Below are 10734 nucleotides of genomic sequence, written 5' to 3' on the forward strand. Positions count from 1 at the left end.
TTCGCCGGGCGGGCGGCCTTGGTGGTCGGGGCTAGCCGGCTCCGGCAACCGTGGCTATCCCGCCCTCACCCCTCGGGACGCCGGGGGGACTTGAACACCGGAAAGTGGGAGCCGTCCCACCAGCGGCCCCCGCAGTGGGGGAGGGGCGCGGTGCACGCGGCTTCGTGGTCATTGTCGGAACGTAGCGTGCCCGTCGGACAAGATCGTCGGGCTGCCTGAGACGACTTCTCGCCGCCGCGAGGACGGTCCAGTCCAGATGCTGGTTCAGCCGCTGCGGAATCGACCAGCATGAGCCAGCCGGGGGAAGCGCTGACCACACCTCCTAGCGTCCGACCGGCCGCCGACCATACCCGCGTCGATGCCGCGTCCTCAGCCGGAACCATCGCGACGACGCCCAGGCCGAGGGCATGACCCGACTCCACCCTCCTGGCCACCTCGTCGAAGTCGTCGACTTCGGCAAGACGGTTGCCGACCACCAGTCCGAGCGCCTCCGACCTCCGCACCGCGTCGTACCAGGGCGCCTGCGCACTGTCGAAGCGGCCGAAAACCAAGTCGCAAGAGCTACCGTCGGCCGCCAGCGCAAGCACTCGGGCCCCGGTAGTAGACCAGCCCGGCGAGTACGAGGCTCATCAGCAGCGCTGTCTCGCGCGGGCCGGCGAACTCGCGGGCGAGTACGACCGTCGGCCGGGACAGGACAGCGGCCCAGTCGACGGCGGCGGCCGGGCTCCCCATGAGCACGAACCCAGGCTGCCGTCAGTGAGCAGCTCCAGGCGGTTGACGAGCGCCGCCTCGATCTCGCCCTTGGTGCGATCGGAGTAGTCGGAGTGCCGCACCATGTCGCGCACCGTGGCGTACAGGCGGAGCAGGGTCGGTGCCGGTTCGCCCAGCACCGGGTGGTCGGCACGGGCAAACACGGTGCCCGCGGCGGGGAAGCCGGTGCTCAGAGGTGAGACTGAGGATCGCGTGCATCGGCGCAAGACAACTCGCGCCTAGCTAGCCCCCGCCCTCGGAGTGCCAGCGGGGCAAAGACCGTTGTGCGCATCCGCCAGCCGTCTGGTGCAGCGCCGACAGGTGGGCCGCCTCGCCGATAAGTGCGGCACCGTCGTTCCTGTTATGGCCAAGCGCCGCAGGTCCAGGCATTCTGTCCCATGCCGTCCGACGAGCCCGGCGACAGAACTCCCTGCAACGAGGCGGCGCTGTGCTGGTGCGGATGTCCCATGCCTTGGGGGGCCACATGAGGGTTCGTAGGGGAGGCACACATTCGTCGGTTCGCCGCGTCCCTTTGCCTCACCCGGGCGGCTGGCTGGTTGCGACACTGTTCGCGGCCGCAGGAGGGCTCGCGGTGCTTCGCTTCTTACGTGGCACCTGGTCCCCCTTCCTGGCCGCTCTCTGCGGAATCGCGGCGATCTACGCCTATCGGCGCATGCGCTTCTCTTGGCTCGCCCGCCGACCAGGTCCCGTCGAAGTCAAGCCCTTCGTCGACACCACCGACCATAAGATCTGCGTTGACGACGTAATGTCGGAGGTTCGCACTGCTCTGGATCGCCTGAACCTCCAACTGCCATCAGCGGGGGCGATTGGAAGCAACTCGGTCAAGATGTTGGACGTCGTCCGATCCACTGCGAACGAAGCGAAAACTCCACTCGCCGCGACCGCTGGCCTGCTGCAGGCCCTGGTCGTTGTTCATGCCTATGAGGTGAAGTGCACCGTTCGTCTCCGCGGTGGTGCCGATCCGCTGGGACTCAGCGTTCAGGTGGCTGTGCTGCCCTCTGTCCATTCCCGAAACCAAACGTACTGGGGATCGGACTGGTCGCGCGTTGCGGAGCAGGCCGCAGCCTTTGTGGGCGCCTTCGTACTTCCCCGGTCGCGACTGTGCCGCAAGCCGCCGTGGGAGGAGTGGTACGGGCTCACCCTCCCCGTCGATCTCTTCGACTCGTACCTGCAAGCCACCCGTTTGCGGGATGCGAACCGCCTCGAGGAGGCCCTCGATCGATTTCACGGCGCGTTGCGCCTCGACCCGCTAAACCCTCACCTGCGGTTCGCCATCGGAGGAATCCAGAAGCGACTGTCCCTACACCTCGACGCGCTCGCGACCTATGTCGGGGTGGTGGCGTTGGAGGCATGGTCGGATCGGCGATTCTTCCGCCGCTTCCAGTCGGTCCTAACGCCGAACATCGACGTGCTTCCACCACGGAGGCTCGCGCTCCGTCCCCACCGGCGTGCCCTAATGGTGGCTAGATACAACTTTGCTGAGGAGTTCGGGACCGGCGAACTGCTCACACGGCAGTGGACGGACACGCACGCGCATCGTAGCGGCGGTACAGCCCGGGATCGTGAGCGGCAACGCTTACGTCTCCTGCTCGAACCCTGGGTTGAGCACTACATCGTCGGCTTTGTTCGATGGCTAGGAGATCCGCAGCTTGCCAAAGCAGAAGCTAGCCAGTCGGCAGCTACGACGCTGAGTCACCTTGAACGTGACATCCCGAAGCTGCAACTACTCTTCCAGTACATTGCCTGGGTAGAGCACGTGTCAATGGCGAGGGACTACTCGTGGCGCGGAGGACGAATCCGCTCCCGTCTTCCAGTGTCGCAGGCGTCCTTGCGAGTCATGCTCCTCTGGGCTGTGCTACGAATGGCATGGACCTGGCACGAGACACTGGCCCCTGAAGCGCGGGCTCGAGCGGTCGGTCCCCGGAGTGACCATTCCGCGATGGCCAGCGAGCTCAGATCGGTGTTCGCCCCCGAGTCGTGGCCGCCCGAGGCCGGCTGGCTACGAGCGAGAGTCAAGGAGAGCATCAAGCCAGCGTGGTACCGACAACCTACCTACGCCGACTATTACAACGCGGCAGCAGCAGTATCCATCTGCCTGCTCCCGAAGTCTGCCGCTGCACCGGATCCGACTCCGACGCGACGGCTTGACCGCGAAGTGCGAAAGCAGCGCAAAGATGAACGCAGGCGGCTGGACGTGAGGCGAGCCGAACGTGCGCCAAGCATCGCGTCCCTCGCCGTGCACTACCTCGAGCTCGCGATGCATCAGACGCAGAGCGGTTGGCTCGCGAATCGTTGGGAGTGGGTGACCACAGGAGACCCGGATCTCGCTGGATTGCGGCCAGAAGACGCATTCGTCCGCTTTGAGACGGATTACCTGCCGACCTACGGGCCCGCTCTTCGACGTCCGACCGAAGTTCTGCGGCTGCAGCTTGCTCATCATAACATTAGGACAGTCATTGCCTACGCATCGCTGAGGGCAGAGTTCTGGCGACTAAAGGCAGCTGAATCGCCGTTCTCTGGAGATTCTCAAATTGATGGTTTGATCTTTCAGGAACGGCGCGCTTGGGAACTCCTGTGCCGCACAGCAGCTGAGGTGAGACATTGGCCTGCGCGACTGGAGCTTATCAACGCTGCCGCCGAACTTGCCGTCGAGACGGGCAGTCAGTTCCGGTCTCCAGCCTTCCCGGCCTTCCAGGACGACCCTATCGCGGACGCGCTGCGGGAGAACGAGGACGAAAAGGATTGGATTCGTAAGGCGATCCACCAGCGAAACGCTGCACTAGTCGAACTGAACAACAGGCTCGTCGCGGCGCCTTGGCCGACTAGCGCTAATGGACAAGGGGCACCGGACGGGAACCGTTCCTTTGCGCTCTCTTCGCAGGCGTTCCGTTCCAACAGTGCAAGCACGTGTCAGCTTCAGGCGAACCAATGGGATTCTGTGGTCAACTGGCTGCAGGCCGTGCTTCGGGACGCGGACCCGGACGCGGCTCACGGCCGGTTTGTTGAAAGCACCCGCAACCTCTGGACGGCGGCCGGCCTCGCGCTCGAACTGCGATCGGAAACCCTGGGTCGACGCCAGTCTGGTACAGCAGGATCTGTACCGCTACGGGCAACCTCTGTTGATGGCCACAGAAAGGAGGCGCGAAGCCCGACGAGGCGTCGCGGCAAACGAAACCGGTGATCCATCGCGGCATCCAGGCCGGAGCATGACAGGCAAGGCGGCTCGGAGGGCCGCCACGGCGCCTGGCGGGCGACGTCATTTCGGTGACGCTTCGTCTCCGTCAGTCCGAGACGAAACGAAAAGGGGTGGTTGGGCAATCCAATGGGCCCCGTCCGTCCTCGGAAGGGGCGCAATCAGGGCCACGTATGGACTGCCCCCGCTGCCCGCAAACGGGTGCTCGCCGGGGGCTTGGGCACCGCGAAGTGGGAGCCGTCCCACCGGCTTTTCCCGCTGGGGGAGTGGAGCGCGGTGTGCGCGGCTTCGTGGACATGGTCGGAACCTAGCGCGACTGTCGGACAAGATCATTCCGATGCTCTCGCGAATGCGCTGACTGAGCAGGTGACGCGCGGGCGGTGGCGAGCGATGCACAGCTCGCCTCGCCCGTCCGCCCGTAGTAGCGGCGCGTGGCGTGCGAAGTCCGGCTACGTCGCGACCGGGGAGCGGCCGTCCATCGGCGGACAGGCCGAGGTGCCCGACCACAGGGCGCAACCCTTGCGGCGCACCATGACCGACTGACTCAAGGTGGCCACGCAGTACACCGTCCCGGTGTAGCGCACACGCGTCACGTTTTGCTTCCGCACGTCCGAGTCGACCGGAACCCCGGGATCGCTGACCATGAACGTGGCGCGCCGGCGCGTGAACGCCCGGCCGGTGGTGCTCATGACGCTCGCACTGCCGGCCTCGGCCATGACCCGCACCTTCCGGCCGCGACCCACCTTGCACAGCACCTCGTGCAGGTCGTTGGCGAGCTGCAGGCTGCTGGTGATGTAGCGACGGCTGTCCTCGTGAGTGTGGACGGCCCCGTCGCCCCGTCCAAAGGCGTCGAGGAACACGTCGATCATGTCCGCGCCGGCCTCCTTGATGGAGACGGGAATCCGCTTGTGCCCCGACCCGACGCCGCAGTGCTCCTGCAGCCACAGGGACAGGCCCTTGTGGTGGAACTTGAGCGCCAGCGCGCCCCGGTAGTAGCGAATGCCCATCCGCCCGAGCAGGTCAGCGATCTGCTCGTATTTCACCCCGGGCTTCTGGGCGATACCGATGGACCAGGAGCCGCGGGCCTCGGTGTGGGTCCAGCCCTCTGCGACGTACCAGCCCAGAAACTCCGCCCAGTCGTCGAAGGCGAAGGTCAGGGTCCGCTGATAGCCGGGCGTCCTGGGTGGAGTGGCAAAAGTGATCTGGTCTGGGTGGCTCCCTGCCCAGATGTTGGTGCGGCGCACCTTGAAGTGCTCGGGCAGGTCCATGTAGGGACGCAGCTGCCAGCGCGGGGCGTCCAAGGCGCCGGCGCGCAGTTTCCCGTCGCGGCGGCCATGCGCGACGTCGCCGATGGTTCCCACGCTGACGCCGTACCGAGCGGCGAGGACCGCCTGGGGGACGCCGCGCCGGCGGGCCTCCTTGATCGCCTCGCCGTCCTCGACGGTCAGGCGGGAGTGCCTGCGGTAGGTGGTCTCCCGACCGCGGACCAGCAGCCGGTGGCTGTCGGTGACGGCGAAGTTGACCCGGTCGCCGTCGTGGAGATTGAGGTAGCCGTCGAACGCGTGCCGCCACAGCCCGGTGATCGGCGCCCACTCGGCGACGTCCTCGTTCAGGGTCAGCGCCCGTTCCTCACCGGTGACCTGGGGGAGTGCCTTCCAGCTCTGATCGGTCAGCAGTTCGGTCTGGTCGTCGAAGCCGTGGACCTGCGCGGCGGGCATCGATGTTGACGACCCGGAAGATGACGGCACGCCGGCGACCGTAGGGGACGCCACTGACACAACGACCGGGCGCGACTGGCTCGGTGTCCGGGAGTCCTGCGGCCCATCTGGGTGGCACTCGGGTGCTCACTCGAGCTGCGGTTCGCGCACCTGCAGCAGGTCGTAGACGTTCCCGAAGGGTGTCTCCCTCACCTGGCGGAGCGTCGCTCCGCGCCCTTTCGCGTGTCGAAGGCTGCCAGTGAGCCGGGACGGCCTCGGGCAGCGCCAGCAGGTCGGGCCGCCGTCGACGTCGCTCGCGGTCGTCACAGCGATGTGGCTCATGTGCGGGGGCTGCCCGGCCGTGGGCTCACGCCTGCGAGCCACCGGACCGCTCGACTGGGTCAGCCCGCCCGTCGTTCAAGGCAGGCGTCCTCGGAGCGAAGGTGTCCACATCGAGGCCGGCTGCTCGGTAGCGGTCGAACGGGTCGCGCCCGTCCCATCCGGCTGGCATGGACCGCGACAGGCCGGCTGTGCCGAGCCGGACGTCCTCCTTCGCGGTGATGACGGCGACGACGAGCCGGTTGGCGACGATGCGGGCGTAGGCCTCGATCGTCGGTTCAGCTGCCAGCAGCTCCTTGGACAGCAGGTTGAGCGGGAAGACGTGCTCGGAGCGCAGGGGCGCGCCTGCGACGTTCGGAAACGCTCGGGCGGCCGCGGACCACAGCACGTCGGACGGGCGCCACTCGCCGGGGCGCCGAGGCGTGAACCAGTAGTCGAGCGAGCGCATGGCGCCCTGCCGCGTCACACGGACGAACTCCATGAGTGGGGCGTCCGCGGTCAACTGCGCCTCGCTCTCGATGCCGGGTCCGGCGACCGTCAGCGCGCGCAGGAGGGCTGAAAGCACGTTGAGGACGTGGCTCGCCTCGGACGAGCACCCACGAGGAAGGCTCAGCTTGGGCGGTGTCGTCACGATCGGACGGTACGGGTTCGTTGTGGCGCCAGTTGGTCGGCAGGTGCTCCAGGCGGAGGTCCACGGCCTCGCGATTGTTGCCCCGTGGCCTACAGCGGACGTCCTCGACCTGGACCGCGATCCCGGAATGCTTCGTAGGCCGAACCGACGAGGTCGGCGACGCGGTCAGTGACCTTCTGGCTCATGAGCTCGAGAAGCCTCTGATCGTCGTAGCGCTCCGTCAGCGGGTTCTCAGACAGGTGGCGGACTGCCTCGTTGCCTCGGACCGACGCCTCCTCTGCCATCAGCCGCCAAGTTTCTGTCGTCGAGAGGCCGTGGTGCTTCGCGAACGCGTAGACGAGCCGGTCGGCCCTCACGTAGCCGGCGATGAGCTCGTTCTCCGCCGCGTCGTACAGGTCGGCGAGGTCATCCTCCATCTGCGAGTCCATGTGGGCAGCGTGCCATCGCGGGCATCGCCCGGCGGGCACCTCGACAGTTCGCGCGGGATGCCGGTGACGGCGTGGCTGACGCCGAGGGCGGCAAGCAGGTGACGCCGGGCCAGGAGTAGCTGGCGCGATCGATGTGTCCGCACCGGCGGGCGGGGACGCCTGGCGGGCTTCGTTGTTCCGTGGTGCTGCACGCAGAGGCAGAGGCCGAGGCGGTGGGTGATGAACCGTCGGCAGGCCGAAAGCAGGACCAGATGACCGCAGCGCAGATCGCCACGCTAGACGCGCTCGGATTCGTCTGGGGTACCTCGCGCAAGGCCGGGCAGTTCTGGCTCAGAAGTCCAGTATTCCCGGGTCCCCTCATCGGCGATGGTCTGATGTGGCTCGGAGGCGTTGCCGATAGGGGCTCGGCTTCGGCCGTGTCGATGGTGCGCTCCGCCTGGCCGCTACGGCACGCGGTGACCGTACGGGAGCCGGCCCGGCCGCGATGATGTGTGCTACGCCGTGCCGGGCTGCCGGCTCTTCCACTCGCGGTACTCAGCCCGCATGCAGTTGCCGCACGGCCGGTAGCCGGCGGCGATCGCGGTGGCCTTGTCGGCGAAGAAGACGCGGATCTCCTCGTAGCCCCTGCCGAGGGCATTGCCGGCGGTCCCGCAGGTCAGCTTCCCGTAAAGCTTGTCCTTCGAGTTGCCGCCGAACTCTCCGGGACTGGGGCTTTGGAAGGAACGGCCGTCGGCGCCGAGGAGGGTGTACACGGGTCGATCCTGCGGCACGGGTCATGCCGCGTCGTGGAAGACGAGGCCGAGGGTGCCGGACGCCGGAGCGGATCGTCCTGCCCCCGTGCCGCATCGGTGCCCTCCGCAGCCTCGTCCCCGATCCCACACTCACGGCTGTGTCGTCATTGGCCGCGGCGACATCGGCGACCGGCTCTTTGGGCGGCCGCGTCCGGCTGCCTGGAGGGCGACGCTCGCGATAGCAGGCGCACCGGCCTGACGGCGCACCGCATGATCTGGAGCGCCCTGGCCGCGTGAGCGTGGATGTCGAGCGCGGCTCCGGGGTGACCCGGCTGGACGCCGGATCATCCCTGGAGTGAGGGCTTGGAATCCCCGGCACTGGCTCGGCAGGTGTAGTAGCAGGCGATGATCCCATTTCACCCCGCGGGGGTGAGAGCGGTTTCGAGGTTCGCGTCCCGTTGACGGTTGCGGGCCAGCTTGGTACGCGAGTGGGCGGCGTTGACCCGGGGCTGGTTGCCGTGCTCCTGACAGCCGTGCCAGAGCAGCCGCGGACCTCGACGGCCGTGCGGGGCCCGCGTGAAGGCGATGTCCACGGTCCTGCGCGCACCGGGCACGGGGTGGATGCCTGGGCACTGGCCAGACCGCCTACCGACACTCGACGGTCTGCGCCGATAGTCCTGCCGGGGCACGCGCCCCAACTACGATCAAAGCCCGGAACTGTCGCCGCAGTCAGGCACAGTGGACTCGTGCCCGAAGCGACTATCACCCCCGCGAAGTTGTCGAAGCTGGCTGACGCGCCGTATGCCTTCCCCTACCAGGGCAGCAAGCGCGCGCTTGCCCACGCCATCGTGCCGCTCATCCCTACCGGCACCCCCCGGCTCATCGAGCCCTTCGCCGGGTCGGCTGCCGTTGCCATCGGCGCACTGCACTCGGGGGCGGTTCAAGCTGCCCACATTCGCGACCTGAACGCCCCACTCATGGCCCTCTGGGACGCCGTCCTCGCGACCCCCGCGCAGCTGGCAGACGAGTACGAACACTTGTGGAAGCTGGGCCACGACGATGCCGCCGGGACGTTCAGACTCGCTCGCGACCGGTTCAACATCTCACACCGGCCAGCGGACCTCCTGTACCTGCTGAACCGAATCGTCAAGGCTGCTATCCGCTACAACGCGAAGGGGGAGTTCAACCAAGGCGCTGACAATCGCCGTCTGGGCGCGAAGCCCAAGGTCACACGAGATCGCATCATGCGCACGGCGAAGTGCCTTGGCGACCGGACCACAACATCCACCGGCGACTACGCCGAGTTGCTTCACATGGCCGGGCCAGGCGACGTCGTGTACATGGATCCGCCTTATCAGGGCACGAGTGGATCCCGCGATAGTCGGTACGTCTCCGGCCTACCCCGAGAAGCGTTCGCCCGTGAGCTTGCCCGGGCGGTCGATACAGGCGTGAGCTTCCTAATCTCTTACGATGGCACGACAGGAGGCCGCAGCTACGGCGCTAACCTGCCAGATGAACTCGGATTGCTGCACTTGCACCTTCGCGCGGGCACTTCGTCGCAGTCGACACTTCAAGGCGGAAGCGAAGAGACAATCGAGTCCTTGTATGTGTCGCCAGCCCTGGTTGCGCGGCTCGGGGGTATCGACGGTGCGCTGAATCGGCTCAGGCCGACGCTCGGGGAGCTGCAGCTTCCCGCCTGATGGGCAGGGCGGCACGTATGGTCCCCGCGTGGACCCCGCAGACCTGCCCGGTGAGTACGTGAAGCGGTTGCGAGCCGTCGAAGCGAAGCGGCCCCGGACCGTCATCGAAGAGATCTTGAAGCACGGGTACGTGACAACCGAGAGGCTTGGGGAGCTGGGCTACAACCATCCACCTCGCGCAGCGCGGGACGTACGCGAGCTCGGCTTCCCACTTGAGACAACGCGGGTCACGAGCAGCGATGGCCGGAGCATCGGCGCGTACGTATTCGCGGATCCAGCCACGATCAAGCGGGGGACTCTGGATGGTCGGAAGGTCTGGCCGAAGGAGCTGAAGACTGCCCTGGTACAGCGCGACGATTGCCGATGCAACGTATGCCTGGAGCCTTATGAGGACAGGTACTTGCAGATTGACCACCGCATTCCCTTCGAGGTCAGCGGTGACGACGGCAGCATGGACCCGACGCACTTCCAGCTTTTATGTGCCTCCTGCAATCGGTCGAAGTCCTGGAGTTGCGAGCACTGTCCCAACTTTGTCCAGAGAGATGACACGGTGTGCGAAACGTGCTATTGGGCAGACTCGCAGGTCTACGAACACGTGGCGACGCGGCCAGAACGGCGCGCCACGGTCGTCTGGTCGGGCGACGAGGAAGTTCGCGCATTCGACGAAGCCCGCGCCCGGGCCGAGGCGGCAGGGATTGGGGTAGTGGCGTGGCTCAAGCGCCGGCGCCGATGACCTGCTGGTCATAGGCCCGGGAAATCGTCTTCCAATCCGCTTCAGGAACGTGAGTGACCGCGTTGAAGAAATGGAATCGCCAGGCACCCTTATTCGTGATGAAGTCCAACTCGTCGACCAACGGCGCCACGCGGAGCCCTTCGCCCGGTTTCACGATGTGTTCGAAGTCTAAGGGAATCTGGTAGGCGACGTCGCGATACGATACTTCGACAGGTTCTGCGACAGCGGAGCCCGCGACGCGCCCGATCGCGAAAATTTGCGCTTGCCCATCCGGGGAGACGCGGGTCGACGCGTAGAGGGCTATTGGATCCCCGGGTTCGATGAGCCGCGCAGTCTTTGATCGGCTCGCACCGAGACCCATGCGGCGGTTCGCAACGACCCAATCGAGGGCATTCGACTCGCCGAGGACGAAAACCCATGCCATGTGAAGATTCCTCGCTGTCGCTCGTGCGGAGTCCCTTGGAAGGATCGTAAGGGCCGTACGCCTAGGCAAGAAGGTTGGCCTGCGTAC

The 10734-nt window shown here is 66.6% G+C and carries 8 protein-coding genes; 3 read left to right on the forward strand and 5 right to left on the reverse strand.

What is annotated here, in order from left to right; all coding sequences use genetic code 11:
• The first annotated feature begins 1342 nt into the window (after nt 1-1342).
• Nucleotides 1343-3952 carry a hypothetical protein gene (locus O2W20_RS09495; protein WP_269172875.1) on the forward strand — a complete coding sequence of 870 codons (2610 nt, stop codon included), beginning with the start codon at nt 1343-1345 and terminating at the stop codon, nt 3950-3952.
• 461 nt (nt 3953-4413) lie between these two features.
• Here O2W20_RS09495 and O2W20_RS09500 read toward each other — a convergent pair whose 3' ends face one another.
• From O2W20_RS09500 to O2W20_RS09515, 4 genes are all read right to left on the reverse strand, one after another.
• On the reverse strand, nt 4414-5712 hold the full coding sequence (locus tag O2W20_RS09500) for a helix-turn-helix domain-containing protein (protein ID WP_269172874.1): 1299 nt from the start codon (nt 5710-5712) through the stop codon (nt 4414-4416).
• A gap of 316 nt (nt 5713-6028) precedes the next feature.
• Nucleotides 6029-6631: a hypothetical protein gene (locus tag O2W20_RS09505; RefSeq protein ID WP_269172873.1), complete on the reverse strand. Its 603-nt coding sequence runs from the start codon at nt 6629-6631 to the stop codon at nt 6029-6031.
• A gap of 89 nt (nt 6632-6720) precedes the next feature.
• Nucleotides 6721-7059 carry a hypothetical protein gene (locus tag O2W20_RS09510; RefSeq protein ID WP_269172872.1) on the reverse strand — a complete coding sequence of 113 codons (339 nt, stop codon included), beginning with the start codon at nt 7057-7059 and terminating at the stop codon, nt 6721-6723.
• A 494-nt stretch (nt 7060-7553) separates the two neighbouring features.
• Nucleotides 7554-7811 (reverse strand): Ada metal-binding domain-containing protein, encoded by a 258-nt coding sequence (locus O2W20_RS09515; RefSeq protein ID WP_269172871.1) that lies wholly within the window; start codon nt 7809-7811, stop codon nt 7554-7556.
• Nucleotides 7812-8536: 725 nt separating this feature from the next.
• On the opposite strand from O2W20_RS09515, the gene O2W20_RS09520 reads away from it, so the two are divergent.
• Both O2W20_RS09520 and O2W20_RS09525 read left to right on the forward strand, forming a co-directional pair.
• Nucleotides 8537-9490, forward strand: a complete 954-nt coding sequence (locus tag O2W20_RS09520; RefSeq protein WP_269172870.1) for a DNA adenine methylase — start codon at nt 8537-8539, stop codon at nt 9488-9490.
• A 28-nt stretch (nt 9491-9518) separates the two neighbouring features.
• Complete coding sequence (locus tag O2W20_RS09525) at nt 9519-10223, forward strand: HNH endonuclease (protein WP_269172869.1); 705 nt, start codon at nt 9519-9521, stop codon at nt 10221-10223.
• Here the strand turns inward: O2W20_RS09525 and O2W20_RS09530 are convergent.
• The gene (locus O2W20_RS09530; protein ID WP_269172868.1) at nt 10204-10647 is read right to left on the reverse strand and encodes an EVE domain-containing protein; all 444 of its coding nucleotides are present in this window, start codon (nt 10645-10647) and stop codon (nt 10204-10206) included. The two genes, O2W20_RS09525 and O2W20_RS09530, sit on opposite strands and share 20 nt — an antisense overlap.
• Nucleotides 10648-10734 lie beyond the last annotated feature (87 nt).

The organism is Modestobacter sp. VKM Ac-2982, from assembly GCF_026967935.1.
Classification (GTDB): Bacteria; Actinomycetota; Actinomycetes; order Mycobacteriales; family Geodermatophilaceae; genus Modestobacter.

Bases quoted from the DNA above. Each gene is read 5' to 3' on its own strand.
- O2W20_RS09510 (WP_269172872.1), bottom strand. From the start codon at position 7,059: ATGGACTCGCAGATGGAGGATGACCTCGCCGACCTGTACGACGCGGCG.
- O2W20_RS09530 (WP_269172868.1), bottom strand. From the start codon at position 10,647: ATGGCATGGGTTTTCGTCCTCGGCGAGTCGAATGCCCTCGATTGGGTC.